The sequence below is a fragment of the Bradyrhizobium sp. McL0615 genome (genome assembly GCF_049993905.1).
Classification (GTDB): Bacteria; Pseudomonadota; Alphaproteobacteria; order Rhizobiales; family Xanthobacteraceae; genus Bradyrhizobium.
In genome coordinates this window covers 7,523,037-7,548,852 of the sequence record NZ_CP188254.1, presented here as the reverse complement: position 1 = coordinate 7,548,852, position 25,816 = coordinate 7,523,037, and the positions used below count along the sequence as shown (strand labels likewise).

Here is a 25,816-nt window from a genome sequence, read left to right as displayed (position 1 = left end):
AGCCAGTTGACGCTTCATCGGCTGAAGTCGCGCGTTGCGCCCGGAAAGTTGCGGGTCCGGCGTTGGCACGTCTCTTGAATACTCGAAATCTCGATCGTCATAGTCGACGATCCTCTGCCCGCCGATGGGCGCTCCCCAATCATCACGACTTCTTGCCAACCGACGATGCAGAGCTGCGTCGCCGCGTCGGACCATCGGAACCTGGATTAGAAGGCAGAGCATGCTCGAGAAAATAAACAAGCAAAAGTTGGTGGTGATCGGCAACGGCATGGCCGGCATCCGCACGGTGGAAGTGTTGCTGGACCGTGCGCCCGATCTCTATGACATCACCGTCTTCGGTTCCGAACCATATGGCAACTACAACCGAATTCTGCTGTCGCCCGTGCTCGCAGGCGAGAAGACCGTCAATGACATCATGCTCAACACGGAGCAGTGGTACGAGGATAACGGCATCACGCTGCGCAAGGGCGAAATGATCGAGATGATCGATCGCCGTACCTGCGAAGTCGTTACCGCCGATGGCGCGCGGGTGCCTTACGATCGCCTGCTGATCGCGACCGGCTCGAACCCGATCATGCTGCCGCTTCCGGGCAAGGACCTGCCGGGCGTGATCGGCTTTCGCGACATTCAGGACGTCGAGCGCATGGTTCATGCTTCGACCAGCTACAAGAACGCTGTCGTGATCGGCGGTGGCCTGCTCGGCCTCGAAGCCGCCAACGGACTGATGAAGCGCGGCATGAACGTCACCGTCGTGCATCTGCTCGACACGCTGATGGAGCGTCAGCTCGATCAGGTCGCGGGTGGATTGCTGCGCAAGTCGCTGGAAGAGCGCGGCATGGTGTTCAAGATGCCCGCGCAGACGCAGGCGATCCTCGGCGAGGACCGCGTCACCGGCGTGCGCTTCGCTGACGGCGAGGAACTCCCTGCCGATCTGGTCGTCATGGCGGTCGGCATCCGCCCGAATTTCGAACTGGCCCGCAAGGCGGGCCTGCATTGCGAGCGCGGCATCGTCGTCTCCGATACCATGCAGACCTACGACGGACGAATTTATGCGGTCGGCGAATGCGTGCAGCATCGCCGTCAGACCTATGGCCTCGTCGCTCCCCTGTTCGACCAGGCCAAGGTTTGCGCCAACCACCTCGCCATGAAGGGCTTTGCGACCTATGACGGGTCGGTCGTTTCGACCAAACTGAAAGTGACGGGCATCGACCTGTTCTCCGCCGGCGACTTCGCGCCGGGCGCGGACAAGGAAGAGATCGTCATGCAGGACGCTTCCCGCGGCGTCTACAAGCGGATCATCCTGCGCGACAAGAAAATCATCGGCGCCGTGCTTTATGGCGACACCATCGACGGCCCCTGGTATTTCCAGCATCTGCGCGACGGCACCGACGTTTCGCAAATGCGCGAGCGGCTGGTGTTCGGCGCCGCCAATCTCGGCGATGGCGGCCATAGCGGCAAGAATTCGGTCGCCGCCATGGGTGACGATGCGGAAATCTGCGGATGCAACGGCGTCTGCAAGGGCACGATCGTCAAGGCGATCAGCGAAAAGAAACTGTTCACGATCGACGACGTGCGCGCCCACACCAAGGCGTCGTCGTCCTGCGGCTCCTGTACCGGGCTGGTCGAGCAGGTGCTCGCCTTCACGCTCGGCGGCGACTACTCGGCGGCGCCGAAGGTCAAGCCGATGTGCGCGTGCACCGATCACAGCCATGACGACGCGCGCCGCGTCATCATCGAGAACGGTTTGAAAACCATCCCGGACGTCATGAGGTTCATGGACTGGAAGACGCCGAACGGGTGTCACTCGTGCCGACCCGCCCTGAACTATTACCTGCTCGCCACCTGGCCCGGCGAATATCGCGATGATCAGCAGTCGCGCTACATCAACGAACGCGTCCACGCCAATATCCAGAAGGACGGTACGTATTCGGTCGTGCCGCGGATGTGGGGTGGCGTCACGACGCCCGATGAATTGCGCGCCATCGCCGATGTCGCAGACAAGTTCAAGATTCCGACCGTCAAGGTGACCGGCGGGCAGCGCATCGATCTTCTCGGCGTGAAGAAGGAGGATTTGCCGGCGGTCTGGGCGGACCTGAACGATGCGGGCATGGTATCCGGTCACGCCTATGCCAAGGGATTGCGCACGGTGAAGACCTGCGTCGGTTCGGAATGGTGCCGTTTCGGTACGCAGGATTCGACCGGCCTTGGCATCAAGATCGAAAAGTTCATGTGGGGCTCGTGGACGCCGGCCAAGGTGAAACTTGCGGTGTCCGGTTGCCCGCGCAACTGCGCGGAAGCGACCTGCAAGGACGTCGGCGTGATCTGCGTCGATTCCGGGTTCGAGATTCATTTCGCCGGCGCTGCCGGTCTTCACATCAAGGGAACCGAGTTCCTGGGCAAGGTCGCGACCGAGGAAGAGACGCTCGAAGTCATCGCCGCGCTGACACAGCTCTATCGCGAGCAGGGCTGGTATCTGGAGCGCATGTACAAGTGGTGCGATCGGGTCGGTCTCGACGCCATTCGCAAGCAGGTGGTCGATGATGTCGCCAACCGCAAGGCGCTGTTCGTCCGCTTCGCCCATTCGCAGCAATTCTCGCAGAGCGATCCCTGGGCGGCGCGTGCCAAACGCGGTGTCGATCGCAACGAATTCACCCCGCTTGCGGAGCTGGAGCTCGCATGAGCAACTGGATTGAAATCGGGACGCTTAATGATATTCCCGTGCTTGGCTCGCGCGTCGTGCGGACGTCGTCCGGAGACATCGCAGTGTTTCGAACCGCCGATGACGAAGTGTTCGCACTCGACGATCGCTGTCCGCACAAGGGCGGACCGTTGTCGCAAGGCATCGTCCACAACAAGCGCGTCACTTGTCCGCTGCACAATTTCGTCATCGAGCTCAAAAGCGGCACGGCGGTCGCGCCTGACGAGGGATGCACGCGCGCGCATCCGACCAAGGTGGAGAACAACACCGTCTGGCTTTGCATCCAGACGGCGGTGGCCGTGCCCGCCGAGTGAGGGTGATCGCCCGTGCCAGTGAAGACAAGCTGTCCGTATTGCGGCGTCGGCTGCGGTGTCATCGCTGACAGGGATGCCACGGGCGCGGTAACCGTCCGCGGCGATCCGCTGCATCCGGCCAATTTCGGGCGGCTGTGCGCGAAAGGCTCGGCGCTGGCCGAGACCATCGGCCTCGAGGGGCGGCTGCTCGCGCCTGTGGTCAACGGGCAGGAAGCGACCTGGGATGCGGCGCTCGATCATGTCGCGGAGGGTTTTGGCAGAGTAGTCCGCGAGCACGGGCCGGATTCGGTGGCCTTCTATGTCTCCGGCCAGATTCTGACCGAGGACTATTACGTCATCAACAAGCTCGCCAAGGGCTTCATCGGCACCGCCAACATCGACACCAATTCCCGGCTGTGCATGGCCTCGAGCGTGGCCGGTCACAAGCGTGCGTTCGGCAGCGACACCGTTCCGGGCTGCTATGAGGATCTCGAAACCGCCGATCTGCTGGTCCTGGTCGGCTCCAATGCCGCCTGGTGCCATCCGATCCTTTACCAGCGCATGGTGGCCGCCAAGGCAAACAACCCGGCGTGCCGCATCGTCGTCATCGATCCGCGGCGGACCGCGACATGTGACGGCGCCGATCTGCACCTGCCGCTTCGTTCGGGCAGCGATTCGGTGCTGTTCAACGGGTTGCTCGCGCACCTTGCGTCCTCCAATGCCATCGACGGCGCGTTCGTGGATGGATCCACCACCGGCGCCGAAGCCGCGCTGCAACAGGTCGCCGGCCAGACAGTGGCACAGACGGCCGAGATCTGCGGCCTGGCCGAGGGCGCGGTGGCATTGTTGTTCGACTGGTTCGCCAGAACCGAGCGGGTCGTCACGCTCTATTCGCAGGGCGTCAACCAGTCGAGCAGCGGTGTCGACAAGGTCAATGCGATCATCAACTGTCACTTGTTGACCGGGCGTATCGGGCGGCCCGGCATGGGGCCGTTCTCGCTGACCGGACAACCCAACGCGATGGGTGGCCGGGAAGTCGGCGGGCTGGCCAATCAATTGGCCGCCCATATGGAGATCGAGAATCCGCAACACCGCGACATTGTCCAGCGCTTCTGGCAGTCGCCTGTCATCGCGGACAGGCAGGGTCTCAAGGCCGTCGATATGTTCGACGCGATCGCCGACCGGCGCATCAAGGCGGTCTGGATCATGTCGACCAATCCGCTGGTTAGCCTGCCGGATGCCGATCGCGCGCGCCGCGCGCTCGATGCATGCGAGCTCGTCGTGGTCTCCGATTGCATGCGGCATACCGACACCACGCGTCATGCCCATGTATTGCTGCCGGCGCTGACCTGGGGCGAGAAGGACGGCACCGTCACCAACTCCGAACGCCGCATCTCCCGGCAGCGGCGATTTTTGCCGGCGCCGGGCGCAGCCAGGGCCGATTGGCAGACCGTCTGCGACGTCGCGCAGCGTATGGGTTTTTCGGGGTTCGACTATCCGAACGCTGCCGCGATCTTCCGCGAGCACGCCCGACTCTCCAGTTTCGAGAATGAAGGGACGCGCGATTTCGATCTGTCCGCCCTGAATACGCTCGACGATCGCGCCTACGACGCGCTTACCCCGATCCAGTGGCCGGTGACGCGCGAATATCCGACCGGCACGCCGCGGATGTTCGAAACCGCAAAATTCTTCACCGCCGATCGCAAGGCGCGTTTCGTGCCCGTGACGCCGCGTGCCGCGGTGAACCCGACCAGCCGGGACCATCCGCTGGTGCTCAACACCGGCCGGGTCCGCGATCAATGGCACACCATGACGCGCACGGGAAAATCGGCGCGGCTGCTGGCGCATATTTTCGAGCCTTATGCCGAATTCCATCCCGACGATGCGCGCATGACCGGCGTCGAGAATGGCGGGCTCGCGCGGCTGAGCAGTCCGTGGGGTGAGATGGTGGCGCGCGTTGTCGTCACGGCCGAACAGCGGCGCGGCTGCGTGTTCGTGCCGATGCACTGGAACGGCGAGTATGCCGGCGACGGCCGGGTCAACGCGCTGGTCAATCCAGCGACCGATCCGATCTCCGGGCAGCCGGAGTCCAAGCACACGCCGGTCAAGGCGGCAGCTTACTTGCCGAAATGGCATGCGTTCATTCTCAGCCGCCAGGAGATCGAACGTCCCAAAGGTGGCTACTGGGTCGGCGGCCTTTCAGGGGTCTGCTGGCGGATGGAGCTCGCCGGCGACGAACGGCCGACGAGCTGGCGCGATTGGGCGCGGGCGCAGCTTCGCGCCGGATATGACGACATCGAATGGATCGCCTATCGCGATCCGAAGGCCGGCCGTTTCCGTTACGCGGCCGTTCGCGACGGCCGGCTGGAAGGTTGTGTGTTCATCGCCCCCGATCACAAGCTGGTCTCGCGGTCGTGGCTGTCAGGGCTGTTCGCTGAGCAGGCGTTGTCGCCGAATGCGCGGATGTCGCTGCTGACCGGCCAACCGCTGGATGCCAGCCAGGATGTCGGGCCGATCGTCTGCTCGTGCTTCGGCGTCGGGCAGCACCAGATCTCGGCTGAAATCAAGAAGGGCGCGGCGAGCGTCGACGACGTCGGCCGACGCCTGAAGGCCGGCACCAATTGCGGCGCCTGCAAGCCGGAGATCGGCAAGCTGCTGCGCGGCGCGGCCGTGCGGGATTCGCAGCCTGCATGAGCGGCTAATTCTTGATCGCGTAGAGCGGCGTTCGCAGCGTTAGCTGATAGGACGGCTTCGGCGTCCAGGCGATCTGCGCCGTAATGCCGAACAGCCGGTTGTCGTCGTCGTCCATGCGGTCGAGGTCGAAGCGCACGATCGGCTGCGTGAAGGCGGGAAACGGCGTCAGGTTCAGAAGCTGCGCGCCACCAAAGGATTGAACGCCGAAGCGGCCGGTGAGCTTCCAATTGTTGTCCGACTGATAATAGCCGCCGACATAGCCCATGACGTCGGGGCTGACGCGGGCGAGCGGGGTGTCGACGAAGACTCTCGCGTACTGCATCCCCGCGAGCAGCCCGCGCGTTTCATCCGTGTTCAACGCGTAATCGGCTTCGAGGATGGTGTTGTAGGACGTCGTGGCCAGCGGCGCGTCCGAAATCGATCGCGTCGCGTTGGATTGAATGGTGATGGTCGGAAACATTCCGCCGTTCTGCTGATAGATGTCGGCCTGGAATCCAACGGTAAAGGCGTAGATCGAGAACGTCGTCCAGGGATCTCTACCCGTCTGCGAGGTGGCTCCGCTGACGCCGCCATAGACCGAGAGCTGGTCGTTGACATCGACGGTCAAGGGCAGGTCGATCGAGAGGCTTTGGCTGGACGGCGAAGTTCGCAGCGTGGAAAGGTTCGTCAGCGTCGACAACAGCGGCGGCGCGCTGAATCCGATCGAGAGCGACCCGGCAGGCAGTGTCGAATAGATCGTTCGCAAATCGAGGTAGATGTTCGGTAGCGGCGGTTTCGCCTTGGCCGCATCCTCCTCACCGTCGTCCTCGTCCTTTCCAAGCGCTGCGCCGGAAAGGCAGAATGACAGCAGCACGCCGAGAGCTGCGCTTCGCACTGGTCCGAGCTGCGGACGGCGTGGCGTGGGAGTCCTGGTAAAACGCGTGCTCAATCTAGGACGTCTCTTGGGTGGCCGAGATGAACATCTGCCGACGACGAATACAAGAACCAGTCGCCGCAAGGGGCTCGATCCATTCGCGAGTGTGGCGCGTTTGCGTCGCGGCTTCATCGCCGTTCGCCGCACGCTTCCCTATCGCGACGCCGGAACATCGTTCGATCGGCCGAGGATCGCAAAAAGCAGCGCGGCGACGACGCCCGACAGCAGCGAAGCCGCGAGGACACCGAGCCGGACCTGCTTCAGCACCGCCTCGTCGTCGAACGCCAGCGTGCCGATGAAGAGGCTCATGGTGAAGCCGATGCCGGTCAGGATGGCCATGGCATAGAGCTTTGTGGTGGTCGTTCCTTCCGGCATCGCAGCGAGGCCCAGCCTGATCGCAAGCAGCGATGCGACAAAGACTCCGATCTGTTTGCCGACGAAAAGTCCCGCGATAATGCCAAGCGTTAGCGGCTCCGCCAGCTTTGACAAGGTCAATCCGTGGAGCGATACGCCCGCATTCGCGAAGGCGAAGATCGGCACAATGGCGAAAATCACCCACGGCCTGAGCGCGTGTTCGGCATCTTCCAGCAGGCTGTGCCCGTCGCGTCTGGACAGTGGCATCGCGAGACCGACAGCGACGCCGGCGAGTGTCGCATGCACGCCGGATTTGAGCACGCAGACCCAGGTGAATAGCCCGGCGATGAGATAGAACGACGGCCTGCGCACATCGAGCAGGTTGAGAACCGCGAGCGCGGCGACGCCGAGGCCACCGAGTGCCAGCGCCAGGACCGAAAGGTCGGCGGTATAAAAGATGGCGATCACGATGATGGCCATCAGGTCGTCGATGATCGCAAGCGCCAGCAGAAAGGTTTTCAGCGAGGCCGGCACCTTGCGTCCCAGCATGGCGCAGACGCCGAGCGCAAAGGCGATGTCGGTGGCTGCCGGTATGGCCCAACCGCGCAGCGCGTGGGCGTCGCTCCAATTCACTGCGGCGAAGATCGCGGCCGGCGTGACAAAGCCGCCGAACGCGGCGATCACGGGCAATGCCGCCTTCTTTGGGCTCGCTAGCGCGCCCTCGATCGCCTCGCGCTTGATCTCGAGTCCGACCAGCAGAAAGAACACCGCCATCAAGCCGTCATTGATCCAGTGGTCGATGGTCTTGCTCAGTCCGATCGATCCGATCCGGACTTCGCCGGTCGTCCGCAACAGCGCCTCGTAGTCCGGTCCGAACGGTGAGTTCGCAACGGCGAGCGCTGCGACGGCCGCAATACCGAGAACCATGCCGCCATAGAGGCCCTGATTGTCAGGACCGTCGGATGCCGGAGCCGTTGCCGTCACCGGCCCGCCTTGCCGGCCGACTCGATCGCCACCGACAGCGCGAGTTTCGTTTCCTCGACGATGTCCTCGACCAGTTCTTCCACGCTGACATGGGCGACCTGGCCGGTGAGCAATCCCTGTTCGGCGAGCATGACCACGCCATGCAGCGAAGCCCAGACCTTCAGGGCGCTACGCTCGCGCAACAGCCCCACGGCGGGGACCTCCAGTGCTTCCACCAGGAGTTCGAAGGTTTCCATGGCAGCGCTGTGCAACTCGCTGCCTTTCGGCGCGCATGCCATGGTTCGCGACGCAAACATCAGGCGATAGATGCCGTTGCGGCGCAGGCCGAAATCAAGCGTGAGCTGCGCGAAGCGCGACAGCTTCGACTGCTTCGACGGTTTTTCGATCGCCGTGCGCATCATCGCGCTGAACTGGCGGAACGCCTCGGCCGTCACCGCCGTCAGCAGCGTCTCGCGATCGGCAAAATGCTTGTAGGGGGCCGGCTGCGAAACGCCGAGTATCTTGGCAAGCGCGCTGATGCTGATCGCTTCCGGGCCGCCCAGTTCGACTTCATGCAATGCGGCCTGCACCAGGGCATCTCGGAGATCCCCATGGTGATAGGCGTTGAGCGCTTTGCGTGCGGGACGAGGTGGCATTTCAATGTCATGCTCTATAACTTTTGACTTGACAGCACAACGGCGTCGCGAATGTAATACGATATAACTTCGCGGTGTTCCGGCGGGTCCGCGCCGTTGCGCCGGAAGGCCGCGCGAGACAATGCGCGCCACACAAAAGGGAAACGCTGCGATGGCCGGAAAGCTGAAAATCCGCGTCGACCAGGACAAATGTCAGGGCCACGCGCGCTGCAAATCACTGGCGCCCGAACTGTTCGACCTCGACGAGTTCGGCAACGCGCATGAAGTCGGCGACGGTTCTGTGCCCGCGGGCCTGGAAGACAAGGCCTGGCTCGCCCAGAGCAACTGCCCTGAGATCGCGATCGAGGTGACCGAGGAATAGCCGATCGCGAGATCGAATAATTCCCTAGATCTGAACGAACCAAGCAGAGGAATTGCTCCAATGTCCGATTCCGCCAGCATCATGCCCGAACATCCGCCGGTCACCGACTGGGTCAACGATTTCGACCACACCGATCCAACCTGGACGGAAAACCCGTTTCCGATCTGGGAAAAATTGCGCGCGGCCTCGCCCGTCATTCACACCGAGCGATTCCTCGGCTGCTACATGCCGACCACTTACCAGGCGGTGAAGGAAATCGCCTACGACACCGAGCATTTTTCCTCTCGCCGCGTCATCGTGCGCGACGTCCGGCCGGAGATCGGCGCCAGAGCGCCGCCAATCACCTCCGATCCGCCGGACCACAAGCCGGCCAAGCAGTTGCTGTTGCCGCCGTTCACGCCGGACGCGATGAAAAAACTCGAACCGCGGGTGCGCGCTATCTGCAACGAGCTGATCGACGAGTTCATCGCCGACGGCAAATGCGACGCCGCCGCGCGCTACACCAAGCATGTGCCGGTCCGCGCCATCGCGCATATGCTCGGAATCCCCGAGACGGACGGCGATCTTTTCATCAAATGGATTCACGGCATCCTCGAACTCGGCATCAAGGACGAGAACGCGCTGATGGAAGCGGTGAGAGAGATGACCGGCTATTTCGCCGGGCATATCGAGCATCGCAAAAAGAATCCGACCGATGATCTGATCTCGACGCTGATGAACGCGAAGGACAAGGACGGCAATCCGCTGGCGGATGAGCACGTGCTGGGTTCGCTGCGGCTATTGCTGATCGCCGGCATCGACACCACCTGGAGCGCGATCGGCTCCTCGCTCTGGCATCTGGCGCGGGTACCTGCGGATCGCGAGCGCCTTGTCGCCGAGCCCGAACTGATGCCGCTTGCGGTCGAGGAGTTGCTGCGCGCCTATTCGCCGGTGACGATGGCACGCGAGGTGATGAAGGAGACGACCATCAGCGGCTGCCCGGTCAAGCCGGGCAACATGGTGCTGCTGTCGTTCCCGGCGGCCAACCGCGATCCTGCGATGTTCCCTGATGCCGACAAGGTGGTGATCGACCGCAAGGAAAATCGCCACGCCGCGTTCGGCCTTGGCATTCACCGCTGTGTCGGCTCCAATTTGGCGCGCATGGAAATGACCGTTGCGATCGAGGAATGGCTGAAGCGGATTCCGGATTTCAGGCTCGACCCCGCCGGCAAGGTCACCTGGTCGGAAGGCACTGTGCGCGGCCCGCGCCAATTGCCTGTGCTGTTCGGCAAGGCGAAGTAAACATTCGATGAATGAGGCGGGGAGGACCGATCGTCTCGGCCCTCCTTTTGCGTTAGCGCTGTTACTTGATCTCGATCTTGGCGTCGCTCGCGACTTTCTTCCAGGCTCCAATGTCGCGCGCGTTGATGTCGCGCTGCTGATCTCCCGCGATGAAATCCGCGGAGATGCCGAGTGCCAGCAGCTTCTCGACGATGTCGGGCTCGGTTAGCGACTCTTTCAATGCGCCAGAGAGTTTTTGCGTAACGGGAGCAGGAACACCGGCGGGCGCATACATCACCCAGGACAGGCTCCGCTCGAAATCGACGCCTTGCTCCTTGTAGCTCGCCACGTCAGGCAGGCTCGGAGATCTTCCGCCACAGACCGCAAGCGCCTTCAGCTTGCCATCCTTCACCAGCGGCGTCCCGGTCGCCATGTCGACCAGCCCCACCGAGATGTGCCCGCCCATCAGGTCGTTGGCGAGTTTCGCCGCGCTGCTGAACGGCACATGCTGCAGGCGGACGCCCGCCTTCTGGGAGAGGATTTCGCCGCAGAAATGCCCGGTCGAGCCGACGCCCCAGCTTCCATACTGGATAGGGTCGCCCTTCTTTGACAGCTCGATCAGCCCTCGGAGGTCGTTGGCGGCAAAATCCTGCGTCGCTATGAGCAAGATGGATGACGTTCCGATACGGCCGATGGTGGTAAAATCCTTGATCGGATCATACGGCAGGTTCGGATAGACGGCTGGCGCCAGCACATGGGTGGTCATGCCGCCGATCGTGATGGTGTAGCCGTCAGGCGGCGAGGTTGCTGCCAGCTGCGCGCCGATGGTGCCGGCGGCGCCGGTGCGGTTTTCGACGTAAATGGTCTGCCCAAGGCGGTTGCCCATCCGGTCGGCAAGCAGCCGGCCGAGCACGTCGCCGCCGCCACCGGCCCCGAATGGCAGCAGCATCTTGATCTTCTTGGAGGGGTAGTCGGCCGCGTCCTCAGCGCGCGCCGGACATGCCACCGACGCAAGCGCCAGCAGCAAAAGCATTATCGCGCGTAACTTCATTACTCTACTCCCTGGGTTTCCCGTTTGTTTTTTTGTTTTGGTCGTTCGTCTCCGGCGTTGTTCGCCAGTCGTGGAAATCAGTGACGCCGTCGCGCGATCAGGGGGCACGAGGCTTGGCGCCGGAGTGCCGAAGGATGAACCGTGTCGGCAGGTAGACCGGCCGGATCTTGCGCGCTGCGTCGCCGCCGCGAATCCGGTCAAGCAGGATGTTGGCGGCGACACGGCCCATCTGGTCCAGATCCCAGGTCAATGCGGAAATGCCCGGCGTTGCATGCCGGGCGAGATCGGTGTCGCCGATGCACACCAGCGACATGTCGTCGGGATAGCGGAGGCCGTTGCTGGCAAGTGCGTCCATCACGCCGGCCAGCATGTGCGTGCCCAAGGTAATGATCGCGGTCGGACGGTCGGGGCCTTGCAGCAATTGGCAGACGTCGCTGAACGCAATGCTGGAGCCCTGCGTCTGCGGCCGGATCAGGTCGGGATCGACCGCAAGCTTTGCCTCGGCATGGGCCTGCCGGTAGCCGGCAAGCCGCTCCGAACTCGGCAGCAACGCGGCGCGCCCAGTGAGCAGTGCGATGCGGCGATGGCCGAGCCCGATGAGATACCGCGTGATTTCGAGGCCACCGCCGCGATGGTCCGCACGCACCGAGGGAACGCCCGGCACCTCGCGATCGATCGCCACGCAGGGAAGGTCCAGGTTCGCGAGCGCGCCGGTGAAGTCGGTATGGGCGTTGTCGCCGGCGAACAGCAGCAACCCGTCCATCCGCCGCCGTCGCACCGCGGATATGAACGCCGTTTCGCGGTCTTGCTCGTGCCGGGTCGCCGCCAGCATCAGCACATAGCCGGCGCGCTGGAATTCCTCCTCGGCGCCGTTGATCATCTCGCTGTAGAGCGGATTGGAGAGGTCGGAGACCATGCAGCCGATCGTTTTGCTCTCGCGCGAACGCAACGCCTGCGCCGCCGAATGCGGCTCGAAGCGCAGGCGGTTCACCGCCCGCATGATGCGGGCGTGCAATTCCGGGCTGATGTGCGGCTCGCCGTTCATGACGCGGCTGACGCTGCTGACCGATACGCCGGCATCGGCCGCGACGTCGCGAATTGTGGCGCGTGCAGGCTGGCGCAACGACATTGCGGGGTTCCCTTGGACATCGCCGCTCGGGCGTAGGCAGACGAAATCTAGCTCATTCTGGAAACGATATACAAGCTATGAGCCAGCAGAAACGGGCATTGAATAAAAGTGAGAGATAAAGTATGGAAACGTTTCCAAGAAACGCCAGGAGCAGGGCGGACACGCATTGTTCCCCGCGTGGCAACAAACCGGCCGAATGGCCGCGGGCAGGAAAACGGGACCAAGCCATGACGCGGCGTGTCGAAGGAAAAGTCGCTCTGGTGACCGGCGCCGCCAACGGCATCGGACGAAGCGCAGCCCTGCTGCTGGCGCGCGAGGGCGCGAAGATCGTCGCCACCGACCTGCAGGACGAGAAGGGCGCGGGCCTGCTGCGCGAACTACACGCCATCGGACGCGAGTGTGAGTACTACCACCACGACGTGACGCGTGAGGAGGACTGGCAGTCGATCGTGGGCCAGACCCGGGCGCGGTTCGGCAGGCTGGATGTTCTCGTCAACAATGCCGGGATCGGCCTCTCGGGTCCCGTCGTCGACATGGCGTTCGCCGACTGGAAGCGGCAGGTGGCCGTCAATCTCGACGGCGTCTTCCTTGGCGTGAAGCATTCGCTCCCGCTGATGCGCACAGGCGGCGGCGGCAGCATCATCAACGTTTCCTCGATTGCGGGGATCAAGGCGTCGCCGAACGTCTCGGGCTACTGCGCAACCAAGGGCGGCGTGCGGCTGTTTACGAAATCGGTCGCGCTGGAATGCGCAGCCGCCAAGGATGGCGTGCGCGTCAACTCGCTGCATCCGGGCATCACCGAAACCGCGATCTGGGATACGCTGATCGGCACCGTCGAGGACGGTTCGAACGGCGGGCGGGAGCGCGGCCCGACGCTGGATAAGCTCACCGAACGCGCCGTCCCGCTCGGCTACAAGGCCGCGCCGGAAGATATCGCCAACGGCATCCTCTGGCTCGCCAGCGACGAGAGCCGCTACGTCACCGGCACAGAACTCGTGATCGACGGCGGCCGGTCGATCGGCTGAACGGGGCCAAAAGATTGAGAGGCGGTGAAGGTATCCGCCGAGAAAGCAGACGGGAGGTCGTCATGAGCCGTATCTTTGGGGCAGTCTGCCAGAACGGATATGTCGTGCGGGATATCCGCGCCGCCATGGATCACTGGGTCAACGTGATGGGCGTTGGGCCCTGGTACTACATCGATAGGGTCAAGACCGATTACTTCCGCCACCGGGGCGAGGACTCCGCCGTGGAGATGAGCATAGCGCTCGCCAATTCCGGTGATCTCCAGATCGAATTGATCCAGCAGCGCAACGAAGCGCCCTCGATGTACAAGGAGTTCCTCGACTCCGGCCGCGAAGGCTTGCAGCACATGTCGTACTGGACCCGCGACTATCAGGGCCTCTACGACCGCGCGCTGTCGCTTGGCTATAAAGTCGGACACGAAGGTCAGATCGGCGGTGAAAAGGGCCGCTTCGCCTATTTCGACACGCAGGCCCATCCCGGCACCGTGGTGGAAATTTCCGACATCAGCGGCAGCAAGGGGAGTTTCTTCGAGCATATCCGCAAGGTCGCCACCGGTTGGGACGGCTCCGATCCGATCCGCGAAGTCGGCGGACGCTGAGCGATACGCGTATCTCGCGGAAGCAGTAAGTTCGGGTCCGTGCGCGGAAGCGTAGCGGCGGAAAGAAGCAAAAGCGTAAGGAACAAGCGGATGGCAAGACTTCCCCTGATCGACCCGGCGGCAACCAGCGGCGACGTGCGCGCGTCGTTTGACAGGATGCCGGTCGTCCTGAACATTTTTCGGATGATGGCGCATGCCGAAGCCAATTTCATTCCGGCGATGCGGTTCGCCAATTCGATCCTGCATCGCCAGAAGCTCAGTCATGTCAATCGTGAATTGCTGATTCTTCAGGTCGCGCAGTGGGAGCACGGTACCTATGAGTGGCGGCAGCATGTTCCGATCGCGCTCGGCGTCGGCGTCACGCAAAAGCAGATCGACTGCATCGAACAGGGCAAATACGAGGACGCCGCGTTCAATGCCGCCGAACAGGCGCTGCTGGCGTTTGGCCGGGAAGTCATCGAGAACGTGCGCGTCGCCGAGCCGGTGTTTGCTGCCATGCGCACGCATTTCAGCGAGCAGGAGATCGTCGAATCCATCCTCGCGATCGGCTTCTACATGACGATGGCACGCCTGACGGAGGCAACCGATGTCGACCTCGATCCCGCTGCCGGTATGACTGTCTTCGAGGGCGGCAAGAAGCGGTCGGGCTGACACCCACATTGACCACGCCGCCGGTTGCAGCGATCATCGACCGGTCCAAAGCAACGATGGTGTGGAGCGCAGGCAATGACGGGTGAGCCGGAGGCGGGCGGTCCGCGACCATTGGGCGAGATCGCGAGCTACCATGCCCATGTCTACTACGATCCGGCGACCACGCGGGCCGAAGCCGAGCAGTTGCGCGCCTGGATCGGCGAGCGGTTCTCGGTCACGCTCGGACGCTGGCACGACGTCAAGGTCGGCCCGCATGACCAGGCCATGTACCAGGTGGCCTTTGCTCGCGAGATATTCCCCGAACTGGTGCCCTGGCTGATGCTCAACCACGGCAAATTGAGCGTTTTGGTCCATCCGAACACGACCAACCCGCGCCGGGATCATGCGGCCGACCCGATCTGGATCGGGCCGGCGCTCGCTGTGCATGCCGACAAGCTGCCGGAGCAGGCCGAGATGGAAGCGGCGCCCGCGCCGAATACCAACCCGGTTTTGCGGCCCTGAGCGCGGCTTCACCGGGAAATCCCGTCCCGGTTTGCCATTAGATGGGCTTGAATCCGTGGATTCAGCCGGTCATGATGGCGCTGAGCGATTGTCTCGATTATGCCTTACTTTGGTTTGCATTATGGTGGGACTTATTCGGTGAATCCATTAGGAATCAGACGTGATTCCGAAGCGCCGAGCCGGGGATAGATGGGTAGGAAGACGACCAGCGCAGCCGGGCTTGCGACGAGCCGCGGTATCCGATTGCTCCGCGACGCGGCCTTCGGAGGGGCGGCGCTATTCATGGTGCTCGGGCTGGCCGTTTGGGTGACCGATTTCGATCTATCCACATGGATCAATCCCGCACCCGCATCCGCTAATATCGGCAACACGACCTCATTCGAAGAGCGCTTCGGCCAGGGCTCGGTGCGCCGTTCGTTGTCCTTTAACTACCCCTGGCGCCCGGCGCCACGTTCGAATTTCGATGCAGAGTTCGGGCACATCGAAAGCCAGTTGGGCGGACGATCGCGTGAGGAGCAGAACGTTCAGCCCGAGCCGCCCGCCCCGACGGTCGAGGTGGCAATCCCGCTGCCACGAGCCCGGCCGGTCCTAGCCAATCTTCAGTCAACGGGGAGCGATCCGGCAACGGTTTCGTCGGATAACCGCACCATGTTCGAGAAGCTCGCCGATCTGGTGCCGATGCGCTTCACGCTGGCGTCGCTGACGCCGGGGGATGGGCTGCTCAGCGAGCGAAAGGATCTGTCGGCGCTCGGCTACGACGGTCAGACGGCGGTCTACGACATTTCGGCCCAGGTCGTTTACCTGCCGAACGGCACCAAGCTCGAGGCCCACTCAGGGCTGGGCAGCCTGATGGACAATCCAGCGCACATCAACCAGCGCATGGTCGGCGCGACGCCGCCGAACGTCTACGATTTGAAACCGCGCGAAAAACTGTTTCATGGGGTCGCGGCGCTGCGCATGACTCCTGTGGGCGAAAACGAAATGCATGGGCGCACGGGACTTCTCGTGCACAGTTACATGCTTGGGCCCAACGGCGATTCCAACGGCTGCGTCTCGATCAAGGACTATGACCGGTTCCTCGCGGCTTACACCAACGGCGAGGTCAAGCGCCTCGTCGTGGTGCCGAGCATGCGCGAAGGCCTCACTGCATCGCGGCGTTCACCATCCCCGTCATGAGCGCCGCCGCAGGCGATGCCGCCGCTTCCGACACGCCGCTGCGTGCGGTTTTCAAGATCAACCTGAACGGCAAGACGGTGTCGATCGGAACGGTCGGTCAGGCCTATCGCTTCATCAGCAATCTCAGCTCGATCGAGTGGATCGAATTCCGCGCGCTGCATGCCGATGCTGTCAGTGCACTGCAGCGCGCCGCTGATAACGCGATGCTGACGGTACAAGCGACCAACGCCCTGCGTGCGCTATTCGTCCGTGCGAAGTTGTTGTGAAGGCCTCGAGCGTTCGGCCAACCCCTTGGTCTACCTGACTTGTCAGCGGACGACCGCCGCGGCTATGTCTCATGGACGCTTGAGAAACACCTCCGAAGGGAAACGTCCGCATGCCCGGAAGCGCCAGCGAGATTGAAGACGACCGCCTGATCCGGGAATTGTTGCAGAACTGGGCGATCTGGCGCGATGCGGGCGACTGGGAGCGTTTCCGCACCGTCTGGCATCCGGACGGCCGCATGATGGCGACCTGGACGCAGGGCACTGGCGACGAGTTCATCGAAATCAGCAAGCAGGCCTGGGCCAGGGGCGTCAGTATCCTGCATTTCCTTGGCGGCATCTCGGTCGACCTCGCAGGACACCGCGCGATCGCGCAGACCAAGATGACGATCTCGCAACGCTCCGAGGTCGAGGGCGTGCTGTGCGACGTGCTCTGCACCGGCAGGTTCTACGATTTTCTCGAAAAGCGCGAGGGCCGCTGGGGCATCGTGCTGCGCCAGCCGATCTATGAGAAGGATCGGATGGATCCCGTTACCCCCGGCGCTGTGCCCGCTCTCGACAAGGCGCTGCTCGAGCAGTTTCCATCGGGCTACCGGCACCTCGCTTACCTGCAGACTCGCATCGGTTATACCGTCAAGCGCGACATGCCCGGGCTCAAGGGGCCCGAAGTCGAGGCATTGTACGCGCGGGGCGCGGCGTGGCTGCAGGGCCAGCCGATCTAGCAGCTCCCCCTAACGTGCCGTCCAGCCCATCGCCCTTTGCATTTGACATAGATCAAGGATCCAGCTTGCCTGGCTGTCAGGATGAATGCCCCATCCTTGGCAGGGGAATGGCATGATAACCCAAACCGAGTTGAGTTCGCGAGCGGCGCTTTGCAGGCAGCTCGCGCAGCGCGAACCGAACAGCAAGGTCTATTGGCTGGCCGAGGCCGAACACTGGTTGCGTCTTCTCCGTCAACCGATCCATCTGGAACGAACGGGCCGTGAGGACGACCCGCTCGAACAGTTTCTGGTACGGATAGAGAAGCGGTCCGGACCCTAACTGAGCTCCTTGCGGACGGCCGCCGCCGCATCGCACATCGCCTTCAGTTTTCCGAACGCTGTATGGCGCGGCATGTATTTCATGCCGCAATCCGGCGCGACGACCAGACGATCCGCAGCGACGTGCTTCAAGCCGTTGCGGATCCGGTCAGCCACCACATCGGCGGATTCGATCTCGGGATTGCCGAGGTCGAGCACGCCGAGCATGATCTTCTTCGACGACAGATCCCTGAGCACGCCGAGGTCGAGCTTCGGCTGGGCCGCCTCGATCGAAATCTGCTCGGCCTTGGTGTCGGCGAGTTCGGCGAGGAAGGAATAGCCGGCCGGCTTGGTCGAGCCGGGCACGACCGCGGCATAGCCGAAGCACAGATGCACCACGGTCGGCACGGTGATGCCCTCGAGCGCGCGGTTGATCGCCTTCACCGCATAGCGGCGGGCAAGGTCCGGATTGTTGCGTACCCACGGCTCGTCGAGCTGGATCACGTCGGCGCCGGCCTTTTGCAAGTCGAGCGCTTCGGCGTTGACGGCGGCGGCGAACGCCATCGCCAGCTCCTCGTCGTCCTTGTAGAATTCGTTCTTCGCCTGCTGGCTCATCGTGAACGGGCCGGGCAGGGTGATTTTTGCTGCGCGATCAGTGTTCTGCCTCAAGAACTTCATGTCGTGCAGCTCGACCGGCCCGCGGCGTTTTACCGGGCCGGTGACGCGCGGCACGGGCGTCGCGTGTCCGCTGCGCGAGGTAATCATGGCCGAATTTTCGTCGTCGATACCTTCGAGCGCGGTGGCAAAACGGTTGGAGTAGCTCTCGCGGCGGATTTCGCCGTCGGTCACGATGTCGATGCCGGCGCGCTCCATATCCCTGATCGCGACGACGGTAGCGTCGTCCTGGGCTTCCTCCAGATGTTCGGCCGGCAGCCGCCACATCGCATGCAGGCGCGTGCGCGGCACCACCTTCGACAGCATCGCGCGATCGACCAGCCATTCCGGCTGCGGATAACTGCCGACGACGGTGGTCGGCAGCAGGTGCTTTGGCAGGTTCATGATCGTCTCCTTGCTCTTGTTATTACTTCTCAATTCTCAGGCCGCGCGCGTCGCCGCTGCCGCAGCCTCATCCTTGACCGGATTACGCAGCACGCCGATGCCGGAGACCTCGACCTCGACGACGTCGCCATCCTTCATCCAGAGCGGCGGCGTGCGGTAGGCGCCGACGCCACCGGTGGTGCCGGTCACGATGACGTCGCCGGGGACGAGCTCGGTGAAGGTCGAGCAATAGGCGATCAGGGCAGGGACGTCGAACACGAGGTCCGAGATTGGCGCGGCCTGCACCTCGACGCCGTTGAGCCGGGTCGCAATCGTCTGCTTGGTGATGTCGGGGATTTCGTCCGTCGTGACCATCCATGGCCCGAACGCGCCGGTGCCGACGAAATTCTTGCCCGGCGCAAATTGCGAGGTGTGGCGCTGCCAGTCGCGGATGCTGCCGTCATTGTAGCAGGCGTAGCCTGCGACATGCGCCAGCGCCGTCTCGCGCGAAATACGGCGGCCGGCCTTGCCGATGATGACGGCCATCTCGCCCTCGTAATCGAAGCGCTCCGACTCCAGCGGCCGGATCATCGGCTGGCCGCCGCCGACCTGGCTGTTGGCAAAGCGGGTGAAGATCATCGGGTGCGGCGGCGTCGGATGGCCGCTTTCGGCGAGATGCGTGGCGTAGTTGACGCCGATGCAGAAGATCTTGTCCGGATCGGGCACGGTCGGCAGCAGCTCGATTTCGGCGAACGCGTAGTCGGGACGCTCAGTTTGCAGTGCTTTCAGTTCGTCGAGCGATCCCTTTGCGAGCAGCGACTTCAACGTTGGATGAGCCTTCAGCCGCTTGCCGGCGTCGATGATGCCGGCATTCGTCACCAGGCCGTAGGTTACCGTCGGACCTGCCTTGAAACTCGCAATCTTCATTGTTTGCCACTTTCTTCGATAGAGGACACATAGGGTTCGATGGACCGTACGATCTCGCCCGAACGGATCGGAACGCAATCGGGCGGAAAGTCCTGATGGAAGCGTGCGCCGGCTTTTCCGGCGCCGTCGATAAAGCGTTCGAGATGGTCCATTGCGCCACTCGGCAGATCGTGCAGAACCATCAGGCTCCATGGCTGTGACCGGCACTGCTCCAGGGCCCGGTCGGCCCAGCCGTCGGGATCGTCCCAGTCGCGTGGAATCGCGTTCCAGAGCACGCAGCTGTGCTTGTTGCGCGTGAGATATTCGACCACGGAAGGCTTCAACAGCCGCTCGTCGAGATTGCCGCCGCCGCCGAACGGACGAAACCAGCGGTTTGCATGCGTGAGTTCGCCGATCGCGGCTTGCGTCTGGCCGATCTCCTGCTGGGCCGTATCGGGATCATGCTGCTGCCCGAGTGGCACCGAGTGCGTGAAAGTATGATTGCCGATCCAGTGGCCCTCGCTGTGCGCGCGCGCCGCAAGCCGGCGGCGCTCGGGATCGCCGAGCTTCTCGCCGATCACGAAGAAGGTCGCCTTGATACCGCGTTCGCGTAAAATATCGAGCACGCGCGGCGTCACGCCGGGCTCGGGACCATTGTCGAATGTCAGCGTCAGGTCGAACACACAGCCCTCCGTCAGGTCGCAGGCTGAATGGCGCCGGCGGTGATCTCGTCGGCGGCGCGCTGGCCGGCGCGTGATCCCGTCTGCCAGATCGCCGCCTTGCGCTCGATCCATTTGATCGCGGCGTTGAAGGCAATCGCCATCGCCAGCACCAGCAGCACGCCGGCAAAGACATGCGGGCTGTCGAGGATGGTGCGGTAGCGCGAAATCAGATAGCCGATGCCGGCGGACGAGATCAGCATTTCTGATACGACCACGCCGACGATCACCAGCGCGCCGCCGACGCGCAGTCCCGACAGCACGGTCGGGATGGCCGCGGGGATGATCACGCGAACGAGCCGCTGGCTCAGCGTCGCGCCCATGCTGCGGGCGGCAAGCAAAAGCTGTGGATCGATGGTCTGAATGCCTGCAGCGGTGGCAAGCATCGTCGGCAGGAAGCCATAGATCGAAGCGAATGCGATCTTGGATTCAGAACCGATGCCGAGCCAGACCGTGAACACGGGATAGAGAATGACCAGCGGCACCGCGTAGAGACTCGATACCATCGGCATGATCAGGATGCGCGGCCGCGGCAGGCTGCCGACGACGGCGCCGAGCAAAATGCCGCCACCGCAGGCGAACGCCATCGAGATCGCGACCTCATAGAGCGTCACGGCGAGCGCGTGACCGTATTCGCCCGCCTCGTTCCAGCCGGCGGCGAGCGTCGAGGAAAGCGACGGCAGAAACAGCTCGGGAATCAAGCCGGTGCGCGGCATGATCTCCCACAATGCGATCAGGCCGATCACGATCAATCTGCGAAGCGTTGCCGCGGTCATCTCTGCCTCACGCCGATTTGCGGATGTGCCGCCAGATGCGGTCGCGCAGGCTGCCGAAGGCGTCGCCGCTCAGCATCTCATAGGTACGCGGGCGCGGCAGCGAGACCTGCAGATGATCGACGATGCGGCCGGGGCGCGGTGACATCACGATCACCTCGTCGGCAAGATAGACCGCTTCCGTCAGGCTGTGGGTGACGAACACCACCGTCTTGCCGGTGGCCGCCCAGATCCGCAGCAGCTCGTCGCCCATGGTCATGCGGGTCTGTTCGTCCAGCGCGGCAAACGGCTCGTCCATCAACAGCACCGGCGGGTCCTGAACCAGGCCGCGCGCGATCGAGACGCGCTGCTTCATACCGCCGGATAGTTCGTGCGGATGGCGATTTCCAAAACCGTCGAGGCCGACGAGTTTCAGCGCATCCTGCGCCTTGGCGCGGCGTTCGCTTTTGGCGACGCGGCGCAGCGCCAGCGGGAATTCGACATTCTCTTCCGCCGTCAGCCAGGGAAACAGGCTCGCTTCCTGAAACACCACGCCGACCCGGTTAGGGTCAGGCTCGGGGATCGGCGCGCCGCTGATGGTGATGGTGCCCGAGGTCTGCTGGCGCAGGCCCGCCATCATCATCAGAAGCGTCGACTTGCCGCAGCCGCTCGGGCCGACCAACACGACGAAACGGCCGGGCTTGACGTCGAGCGAAACGTCCTCCAGCGCCATGACGTCCTGTGTCGTGGTCTTGAAGATCTGCCCGACATTGCGGACCTCGATCGCGCCGGCCGGCTTCAACGGGGTTATGTTCGCCAATGGCTGCATCGTGTTTCCACCCATCTGACCAGTTCATTGAAGGCAATCGCGATCACGGCGATCATCACCACGCCGGCCAGCAACTGCTTCATCTGGAAGTTTTCGCCCCAGGTCGCGATCTGATGGCCGATGCCGTCGCGCGAGGCGTACATTTCGGCGAGGATGACGCCGGTGAGATTGAAGATCATCGAGATCCGCAATGCCTCCAGCAGGACCGGAAGCATGCTCGGCAGATAGACGCGAAACGCGGTCTGCATCGGCGTGGCGCCATAGGAGCGGGCGACGGTCAGATGCTCGATCTTGACCGACTCCACCGCCGTCGTGGTCGACATGATCACAATGAAGATGGTGGAGAAGAAGCCGAAGCCGACCTTTTGCGCAAAGCCTACGCCGAACACCAGGATGAACATCGGGAGGAAGATCGATTTCGGAATGCTGAAGGCAAAGAACAGCAGCGGCTTTGCCACGTCGGAAAAATACTTGTTCTCCGCGATCAGGAAGCCGATCAGCGCGCCGACGGGAACGGCGAGCGCGAACGCGGTCACCACCTCGGTGGCGGTGACCGCGAGATCCTTGCGCACGCTGGCCCGCTGCAGGAGGTCGCCGAGCGTGGCGAGCGTATCGGATGCCGAGGGAAGAAGGCGCGGGTTGACGATGCCGGTCCGCGACAGCATTTCCCAGATTGCAAACAATGCAACCACAATGCCGATCCGCGTCGCCTTTACGGCCAACCCGCTTTGCATCGCCTGCCTCAGAATTTGGTCGGAACCGGCTTGAACTGCGTCGAGATGATCTCTGCCGCCGGCCCAAGATCCTTCATGCCGCCGGCTTTCGCCATGTCGAGCGCGAGCTGGAGCTGCTCCGGAATTTTCGGTCCGTCCATGCTGCCGTCGGTTTCCAGCTTCATGATCGTGTTCTCATATTCCAGCGCCGCGATCTCGGCGGGGATTTCATAGAGCTCGCTGATCAGTTTGACGGAGGCATCCTTGTTGGCGCGCATGAAGGCGAGTGCGCCGTAGAGCGCATTCAGCGTCTTCTGCACCATCTGCGGCTTGTCCTGCGCGTACTTGTCGAGCGCGATCCAGCCCGCGGCGAGGTTTGGCGGCACGTCCTTGGAGAAGTCGAGGATGGTGCGTGCTTCGCCCGATTTGGAAATCTGGAAGCTGAGCGGTGAATAGACCACGGCCGCTTCGACGTTGCCGGCGAGCAGGTTCGGCACCAGGCCGCCGCCGCCGACAGGCACGCGGGTGAATTCGATCTTCTTGTCCTGCTGGGTCCACAGCGCCAGCAGGTCGGAGCCGGAGCCGGCGGAGGTGATCGCGACCTTCTTGCCCTTCAGGTCGCTGACGCCGAGCGTCGATTTTGCGAGCGTCATCAACTGCCAGCCGTAATAGCCCATGGCGGCATTGGCGAGCACCTTGGAGTTCACGCCCTTCTTGCGTCCGGCCGATACCAGCGAGGTTGCATCGAGGATGACGTCGGCGGCGCCTGCCGCCATCGCTTCGAACGTCTCGGCGCCGCCGCGATAGATCGTGAGCTCGGCGGTGATGCCTTCCTTCTCGAACAATTTCTGGCGAACCGCCGTTTCGGCGATCGTGGTCGGCCAGTAGGTCTTGGTGGGAAGTCCGATGCGAACGGTGTCGGCGGCCTGCGCCATGGCCGATGTTCCAAGAACGGAGGCGGCGGCGATCGTTGCCAGGATGTGGCGTCGCGTGATGCTCATTGTGAGGTTCCCTTTTTGCTTTTTTGTAAGGCTTCTTCTTCGAACGGAGGATCAGATGGTGCCGCTAATTCCCCGATGGGTCGGGAGTAGCGAGCTCGACGAGCCGCATGGTCGTCATAAAGTGCTTCGAGAGCGCCGCGACCGCAGCATCGGCATCGCGTTTGAGTGTGGCGCGCACGATCGCGGCGTGCTCGGCCTCGACATTGCGGGTTTTCTTGTTGTTGCGCCGGATCGCGAGCCGTCGATAGCGCTCGCTTTGCTCGTGCAGCACATCGCGAAACCCGAGCAGCCATTGCGAGCCGCAGGCGTTGACCAATGTGCGGTGGAAGACGCGGTGCCGCACCACCCATTCCTCATAATGGTGCGTCGGATCGTCGGGATAGGTGTGGGGAACGGCACAGAGTGCGGTGAACGACTTCTCCACCGCGGCGAGCCATACGGCGTCGCCGCGCTCGATCGAGCGGCGCAGCGCCAGCCCTTCGATATCGGTACGGGTTTGGGTCACGTCCCTGAGGTCGGCGGCAGATACCGGGCTGACGCGAAAACCGCGCTGGTCGGACGCCTGCACCAGTCCGTCCGCGACCAGGCGCGACAGCGCCTCGCGCACGGCGGCGAGGCTGACCGAGAACTGCTTGGCGAGGCCGGCGATATGCAGCTTCTGGCCGGGCAGCAGCCGGGTCGAGAGAATGTCGGCACGGAGCCGTCCCTGAACGGCGGACGTCAGGCTTCGCGGCCGTTCGCCGGCAAGGACTTCACCAAAACTCAACCCGATACTGCTCATCGCGGCGCAGATTGGAGAGGCAGGACGACGTCGTCAATCGAAAATCGATTTTTTCTTTAACCGGTTGCTCTTGTTGCGATTTACGTCGATCAGGTCGCTTGTAGGGACGGCTTGTTGCTGCTTGGCCGTGCATGCTGTCGAAAATCGCCGTGACAAACTGCCGGCAGTGATGTAAATAGTTCGCATGCGAAATAAATCGTCGTTGATATGAGCCTGCGTCGCGAGCATCGGCTCGTGTTCCTGCTCAACGTCGCGCAGCGCCGGCTGCAGCGCTGGATGGCGGCGCGGGCGCAAGCCAGCGGCGTTACCGCCGCGCAGTCCGGCTTGCTGTTCATTCTGGGCCAGCGCGACGGCGTCTTGATGGGGGAGGCGGGTGCGGCGCTTGATCTGGGGCCACCCGGCATCAGCGGGCTGGTCGACCGTATGACGGCGGCAAGCCTGATCAAGCGGCGGGCGGATCCGGACGATGGCCGGGCGTGGCGTCTGTGGCTGACGCCGGCCGGCCGCGCGGCAATGGCGCAATCGAAGGCGGGGCTCACTGAGGTAAACGCGCGCCTCACGGACGGATTCACCGACGCCGAGATCGACGTCGTCGCGCGTTGGCTCACAACCATGCAAACCAAATTTCCCAGAGGAGAAGACGAATGACCGAGCACATCAAGATCGAGAAGAGCGACGGGATTTTGAGCCTGACGATGGCCCGCCCCGACAAGAAGAATGCGCTGACCAATGCGATGTACGGCGCGCTGGCCGACGCAATCCAAGGCGCGGAGACCGATCCATCCGTCCGCGTCCTGCTGATCCGCGGCGAGGGCGACATGTTCACCGCCGGCAACGACGTCGGCGAGTTCGCCGCCATTGCGGCAGGCGCGGTTCAGGGCGAGCGGCATGTCAGCCGTTTCCTGCAGGCGCTCGCCAGATCGAGCCGCCCGCTGGTCGCAGCCGTGCAGGGACGCGCCGTCGGCGTCGGCACCACGATGCTGCTGCATTGCGATCTGGTCGTGCTGGCCGAGAACGCGCTGCTGTCGACGCCGTTCGTTAGTCTGGCATTGGTGCCGGAAGCCTCGTCCAGCCTGTTGATGCCGCTCCGCATCGGTTACGCGCGCGCCTTCGAAATGTTCGCGCTCGGTGAAACCGTCGATGCCAAGTCTGCGCTTGCGTGGGGGCTCGCCAACCGGGTGGTGCCGCTCGACAAACTCGAGGCTGAAGCAAGAGCGCTCGCGTCCCGGCTGGCGAAGCAGCCGGCGGGTGCTGTCAGCACGACGAAGCGGCTGATGCGCAATCCGGAGCGGCTCATGGCGCAGATCAAGGCGGAAAGCGAGCAATTCGCGGCGCGCCTGCAAACCGCCGAGGCGCGCGAGGCCTTCGCCGCATTCGCCGAACGCCGGCCGCCGGACTTCTTGAAACTCGCAAAACAGCCGGCGTAATCGCTTTCGTTCCCCGCCCGCGACCGGGAGGCAATTGACCGCCCGTG

General features: G+C 63.3%; 28 protein-coding genes. 15 read left to right on the top strand and 13 right to left on the bottom strand.

What is annotated here, in order from left to right:
- The first annotated feature begins 220 nt into the window (after nt 1-220).
- Genes nirB through ACPPVP_RS36255 form a run of 3 tightly spaced genes read left to right on the top strand, consistent with a single transcriptional unit; the run spans nt 221 to nt 5,685 of the window.
- Nucleotides 221-2,680, top strand: a complete 2,460-nt coding sequence (nirB, locus tag ACPPVP_RS36265) for a nitrite reductase large subunit NirB (protein WP_426528347.1) — start codon at nt 221-223, stop codon at nt 2,678-2,680.
- Nucleotides 2,677-3,012, top strand: coding sequence for a nitrite reductase small subunit NirD (gene nirD / locus ACPPVP_RS36260; RefSeq protein WP_426528346.1), 336 nt, complete (start codon nt 2,677-2,679; stop codon nt 3,010-3,012). Before nirB ends, nirD begins: the two co-directional genes overlap by 4 nt.
- Nucleotides 3,013-3,024: 12 nt before the next feature.
- Nucleotides 3,025-5,685, top strand: coding sequence for a molybdopterin-dependent oxidoreductase (locus ACPPVP_RS36255; protein ID WP_426528345.1), 2,661 nt, complete (start codon nt 3,025-3,027; stop codon nt 5,683-5,685).
- 4 nt (nt 5,686-5,689) lie between these two features.
- On the opposite strand, the gene ACPPVP_RS36250 is transcribed toward ACPPVP_RS36255, so the two are convergent.
- From ACPPVP_RS36250 to ACPPVP_RS36240, 3 genes are all read right to left on the bottom strand, one after another.
- Nucleotides 5,690-6,559, bottom strand: coding sequence for a hypothetical protein (locus ACPPVP_RS36250; RefSeq protein WP_426528344.1), 870 nt, complete (start codon nt 6,557-6,559; stop codon nt 5,690-5,692).
- A gap of 192 nt (nt 6,560-6,751) precedes the next feature.
- Entirely contained in the window at nt 6,752-7,936 is a 1,185-nt protein-coding gene (gene nhaA, locus ACPPVP_RS36245) for a Na+/H+ antiporter NhaA (RefSeq protein WP_426528343.1), read from the bottom strand.
- Nucleotides 7,933-8,571: a TetR/AcrR family transcriptional regulator gene (locus ACPPVP_RS36240; RefSeq protein WP_426528342.1), complete on the bottom strand. Its 639-nt coding sequence runs from the start codon at nt 8,569-8,571 to the stop codon at nt 7,933-7,935. Before ACPPVP_RS36240 ends, nhaA begins: the two co-directional genes overlap by 4 nt.
- Nucleotides 8,572-8,722: 151 nt before the next feature.
- Here ACPPVP_RS36240 and ACPPVP_RS36235 point away from each other — a divergent pair, with 151 nt between their 5' ends.
- Together ACPPVP_RS36235 and ACPPVP_RS36230 are read left to right on the top strand one after the other, a co-directional pair.
- Entirely contained in the window at nt 8,723-8,932 is a 210-nt protein-coding gene (locus tag ACPPVP_RS36235) for a ferredoxin (protein WP_057853801.1), read from the top strand.
- 60 nt (nt 8,933-8,992) lie between these two features.
- Nucleotides 8,993-10,213 carry a cytochrome P450 gene (locus ACPPVP_RS36230; protein WP_426528341.1) on the top strand — a complete coding sequence of 407 codons (1,221 nt, stop codon included), beginning with the start codon at nt 8,993-8,995 and terminating at the stop codon, nt 10,211-10,213.
- A 61-nt stretch (nt 10,214-10,274) separates the two neighbouring features.
- Here ACPPVP_RS36230 and ACPPVP_RS36225 read toward each other — a convergent pair whose 3' ends face one another.
- Nucleotides 10,275-11,243 carry a Bug family tripartite tricarboxylate transporter substrate binding protein gene (locus tag ACPPVP_RS36225; RefSeq protein WP_426528340.1) on the bottom strand — a complete coding sequence of 323 codons (969 nt, stop codon included), beginning with the start codon at nt 11,241-11,243 and terminating at the stop codon, nt 10,275-10,277.
- A gap of 97 nt (nt 11,244-11,340) precedes the next feature.
- Entirely contained in the window at nt 11,341-12,372 is a 1,032-nt protein-coding gene (locus ACPPVP_RS36220; RefSeq protein ID WP_426528339.1) for a LacI family DNA-binding transcriptional regulator, read from the bottom strand.
- Between the two features lie 227 nt (nt 12,373-12,599).
- On the opposite strand from ACPPVP_RS36220, the gene ACPPVP_RS36215 reads away from it, so the two are divergent.
- The 8 genes from ACPPVP_RS36215 (at nt 12,600) to ACPPVP_RS36180 (ending at nt 17,625) form a co-directional block, all read left to right on the top strand.
- A complete protein-coding gene (locus tag ACPPVP_RS36215) occupies nt 12,600-13,397 on the top strand; it encodes an SDR family NAD(P)-dependent oxidoreductase (protein WP_426528338.1) in 798 nt (265 codons plus the stop codon).
- A gap of 62 nt (nt 13,398-13,459) precedes the next feature.
- On the top strand, nt 13,460-13,993 hold the full coding sequence (locus tag ACPPVP_RS36210; protein ID WP_426528337.1) for a VOC family protein: 534 nt from the start codon (nt 13,460-13,462) through the stop codon (nt 13,991-13,993).
- A gap of 90 nt (nt 13,994-14,083) precedes the next feature.
- Nucleotides 14,084-14,644, top strand: coding sequence for a carboxymuconolactone decarboxylase family protein (locus ACPPVP_RS36205; protein ID WP_426528336.1), 561 nt, complete (start codon nt 14,084-14,086; stop codon nt 14,642-14,644).
- Nucleotides 14,645-14,719: 75 nt separating this feature from the next.
- Nucleotides 14,720-15,145: a DOPA 4,5-dioxygenase family protein gene (locus tag ACPPVP_RS36200; RefSeq protein WP_426528335.1), complete on the top strand. Its 426-nt coding sequence runs from the start codon at nt 14,720-14,722 to the stop codon at nt 15,143-15,145.
- A 282-nt stretch (nt 15,146-15,427) separates the two neighbouring features.
- Complete coding sequence (locus tag ACPPVP_RS36195) at nt 15,428-16,321, top strand: DUF2778 domain-containing protein (RefSeq protein ID WP_426528334.1); 894 nt, start codon at nt 15,428-15,430, stop codon at nt 16,319-16,321.
- Complete coding sequence (locus ACPPVP_RS36190; RefSeq protein WP_426528333.1) at nt 16,318-16,587, top strand: hypothetical protein; 270 nt, start codon at nt 16,318-16,320, stop codon at nt 16,585-16,587. Before ACPPVP_RS36195 ends, ACPPVP_RS36190 begins: the two co-directional genes overlap by 4 nt.
- Before the next feature lie 110 nt (nt 16,588-16,697).
- Nucleotides 16,698-17,306 carry a nuclear transport factor 2 family protein gene (locus tag ACPPVP_RS36185; protein WP_426528332.1) on the top strand — a complete coding sequence of 203 codons (609 nt, stop codon included), beginning with the start codon at nt 16,698-16,700 and terminating at the stop codon, nt 17,304-17,306.
- A 112-nt stretch (nt 17,307-17,418) separates the two neighbouring features.
- The gene (locus ACPPVP_RS36180; protein WP_426528331.1) at nt 17,419-17,625 is read left to right on the top strand and encodes a hypothetical protein; all 207 of its coding nucleotides are present in this window, start codon (nt 17,419-17,421) and stop codon (nt 17,623-17,625) included.
- On the opposite strand, the gene ACPPVP_RS36175 is transcribed toward ACPPVP_RS36180, so the two are convergent.
- The 8 genes from ACPPVP_RS36175 to ACPPVP_RS36140 all read right to left on the bottom strand — a co-directional run bounded on the left by ACPPVP_RS36175 (nt 17,622) and on the right by ACPPVP_RS36140 (nt 24,342).
- Nucleotides 17,622-18,662 carry a uroporphyrinogen decarboxylase family protein gene (locus ACPPVP_RS36175; RefSeq protein ID WP_426528330.1) on the bottom strand — a complete coding sequence of 347 codons (1,041 nt, stop codon included), beginning with the start codon at nt 18,660-18,662 and terminating at the stop codon, nt 17,622-17,624. The two genes, ACPPVP_RS36180 and ACPPVP_RS36175, sit on opposite strands and share 4 nt — an antisense overlap.
- Before the next feature lie 36 nt (nt 18,663-18,698).
- Nucleotides 18,699-19,568, bottom strand: coding sequence for a fumarylacetoacetate hydrolase family protein (locus ACPPVP_RS36170; protein ID WP_426528329.1), 870 nt, complete (start codon nt 19,566-19,568; stop codon nt 18,699-18,701).
- Nucleotides 19,565-20,230, bottom strand: a complete 666-nt coding sequence (locus ACPPVP_RS36165) for a polysaccharide deacetylase family protein (RefSeq protein ID WP_426528328.1) — start codon at nt 20,228-20,230, stop codon at nt 19,565-19,567. The genes ACPPVP_RS36170 and ACPPVP_RS36165 overlap by 4 nt, the downstream gene beginning before the upstream one ends.
- 11 nt (nt 20,231-20,241) lie before the next feature.
- Nucleotides 20,242-21,042, bottom strand: a complete 801-nt coding sequence (locus ACPPVP_RS36160; protein ID WP_426528327.1) for an ABC transporter permease — start codon at nt 21,040-21,042, stop codon at nt 20,242-20,244.
- Nucleotides 21,043-21,049: 7 nt separating this feature from the next.
- Nucleotides 21,050-21,847: an ABC transporter ATP-binding protein gene (locus ACPPVP_RS36155; protein WP_426528326.1), complete on the bottom strand. Its 798-nt coding sequence runs from the start codon at nt 21,845-21,847 to the stop codon at nt 21,050-21,052.
- Complete coding sequence (locus ACPPVP_RS36150; protein ID WP_426528325.1) at nt 21,826-22,581, bottom strand: ABC transporter permease; 756 nt, start codon at nt 22,579-22,581, stop codon at nt 21,826-21,828. The genes ACPPVP_RS36155 and ACPPVP_RS36150 overlap by 22 nt, the downstream gene beginning before the upstream one ends.
- A gap of 8 nt (nt 22,582-22,589) precedes the next feature.
- Complete coding sequence (locus ACPPVP_RS36145; RefSeq protein WP_426528324.1) at nt 22,590-23,561, bottom strand: ABC transporter substrate-binding protein; 972 nt, start codon at nt 23,559-23,561, stop codon at nt 22,590-22,592.
- Nucleotides 23,562-23,625: 64 nt separating this feature from the next.
- The gene (locus tag ACPPVP_RS36140) at nt 23,626-24,342 is read right to left on the bottom strand and encodes a GntR family transcriptional regulator (protein ID WP_426528323.1); all 717 of its coding nucleotides are present in this window, start codon (nt 24,340-24,342) and stop codon (nt 23,626-23,628) included.
- A 207-nt stretch (nt 24,343-24,549) separates the two neighbouring features.
- On the opposite strand from ACPPVP_RS36140, the gene ACPPVP_RS36135 reads away from it, so the two are divergent.
- Nucleotides 24,550-24,990, top strand: a complete 441-nt coding sequence (locus tag ACPPVP_RS36135) for a MarR family winged helix-turn-helix transcriptional regulator (RefSeq protein ID WP_426528322.1) — start codon at nt 24,550-24,552, stop codon at nt 24,988-24,990.
- Nucleotides 24,987-25,769: an enoyl-CoA hydratase-related protein gene (locus ACPPVP_RS36130; protein ID WP_426528321.1), complete on the top strand. Its 783-nt coding sequence runs from the start codon at nt 24,987-24,989 to the stop codon at nt 25,767-25,769. Before ACPPVP_RS36135 ends, ACPPVP_RS36130 begins: the two co-directional genes overlap by 4 nt.
- Nucleotides 25,770-25,816: the final 47 nt, after the last annotated feature.

What these genes read in the sequence shown, in the direction of transcription:
- nirB (WP_426528347.1), top strand. Translation starts at nt 221, where the DNA reads ATGCTCGAGAAAATAAACAAGCAAAAGTTGGTGGTGATCGGCAACGGC.
- nirD (WP_426528346.1), top strand. Translation starts at nt 2,677, where the DNA reads ATGAGCAACTGGATTGAAATCGGGACGCTTAATGATATTCCCGTGCTT.
- ACPPVP_RS36240 (WP_426528342.1), bottom strand. Translation starts at nt 8,571, where the DNA reads ATGCCACCTCGTCCCGCACGCAAAGCGCTCAACGCCTATCACCATGGG.
- ACPPVP_RS36235 (WP_057853801.1), top strand. Translation starts at nt 8,723, where the DNA reads ATGGCCGGAAAGCTGAAAATCCGCGTCGACCAGGACAAATGTCAGGGC.
- ACPPVP_RS36230 (WP_426528341.1), top strand. Translation starts at nt 8,993, where the DNA reads ATGTCCGATTCCGCCAGCATCATGCCCGAACATCCGCCGGTCACCGAC.
- ACPPVP_RS36225 (WP_426528340.1), bottom strand. Translation starts at nt 11,243, where the DNA reads ATGAAGTTACGCGCGATAATGCTTTTGCTGCTGGCGCTTGCGTCGGTG.
- ACPPVP_RS36220 (WP_426528339.1), bottom strand. Translation starts at nt 12,372, where the DNA reads ATGTCGTTGCGCCAGCCTGCACGCGCCACAATTCGCGACGTCGCGGCC.
- ACPPVP_RS36215 (WP_426528338.1), top strand. Translation starts at nt 12,600, where the DNA reads ATGACGCGGCGTGTCGAAGGAAAAGTCGCTCTGGTGACCGGCGCCGCC.
- ACPPVP_RS36210 (WP_426528337.1), top strand. Translation starts at nt 13,460, where the DNA reads ATGAGCCGTATCTTTGGGGCAGTCTGCCAGAACGGATATGTCGTGCGG.
- ACPPVP_RS36205 (WP_426528336.1), top strand. Translation starts at nt 14,084, where the DNA reads ATGGCAAGACTTCCCCTGATCGACCCGGCGGCAACCAGCGGCGACGTG.
- ACPPVP_RS36200 (WP_426528335.1), top strand. Translation starts at nt 14,720, where the DNA reads ATGACGGGTGAGCCGGAGGCGGGCGGTCCGCGACCATTGGGCGAGATC.
- ACPPVP_RS36195 (WP_426528334.1), top strand. Translation starts at nt 15,428, where the DNA reads ATGGTGCTCGGGCTGGCCGTTTGGGTGACCGATTTCGATCTATCCACA.
- ACPPVP_RS36190 (WP_426528333.1), top strand. Translation starts at nt 16,318, where the DNA reads ATGAGCGCCGCCGCAGGCGATGCCGCCGCTTCCGACACGCCGCTGCGT.
- ACPPVP_RS36185 (WP_426528332.1), top strand. Translation starts at nt 16,698, where the DNA reads ATGCCCGGAAGCGCCAGCGAGATTGAAGACGACCGCCTGATCCGGGAA.
- ACPPVP_RS36180 (WP_426528331.1), top strand. Translation starts at nt 17,419, where the DNA reads ATGATAACCCAAACCGAGTTGAGTTCGCGAGCGGCGCTTTGCAGGCAG.
- ACPPVP_RS36175 (WP_426528330.1), bottom strand. Translation starts at nt 18,662, where the DNA reads ATGAACCTGCCAAAGCACCTGCTGCCGACCACCGTCGTCGGCAGTTAT.
- ACPPVP_RS36170 (WP_426528329.1), bottom strand. Translation starts at nt 19,568, where the DNA reads ATGAAGATTGCGAGTTTCAAGGCAGGTCCGACGGTAACCTACGGCCTG.
- ACPPVP_RS36160 (WP_426528327.1), bottom strand. Translation starts at nt 21,042, where the DNA reads ATGACCGCGGCAACGCTTCGCAGATTGATCGTGATCGGCCTGATCGCA.
- ACPPVP_RS36155 (WP_426528326.1), bottom strand. Translation starts at nt 21,847, where the DNA reads ATGCAGCCATTGGCGAACATAACCCCGTTGAAGCCGGCCGGCGCGATC.
- ACPPVP_RS36150 (WP_426528325.1), bottom strand. Translation starts at nt 22,581, where the DNA reads ATGCAAAGCGGGTTGGCCGTAAAGGCGACGCGGATCGGCATTGTGGTT.
- ACPPVP_RS36145 (WP_426528324.1), bottom strand. Translation starts at nt 23,561, where the DNA reads ATGAGCATCACGCGACGCCACATCCTGGCAACGATCGCCGCCGCCTCC.
- ACPPVP_RS36140 (WP_426528323.1), bottom strand. Translation starts at nt 24,342, where the DNA reads ATGAGCAGTATCGGGTTGAGTTTTGGTGAAGTCCTTGCCGGCGAACGG.
- ACPPVP_RS36135 (WP_426528322.1), top strand. Translation starts at nt 24,550, where the DNA reads ATGAGCCTGCGTCGCGAGCATCGGCTCGTGTTCCTGCTCAACGTCGCG.
- ACPPVP_RS36130 (WP_426528321.1), top strand. Translation starts at nt 24,987, where the DNA reads ATGACCGAGCACATCAAGATCGAGAAGAGCGACGGGATTTTGAGCCTG.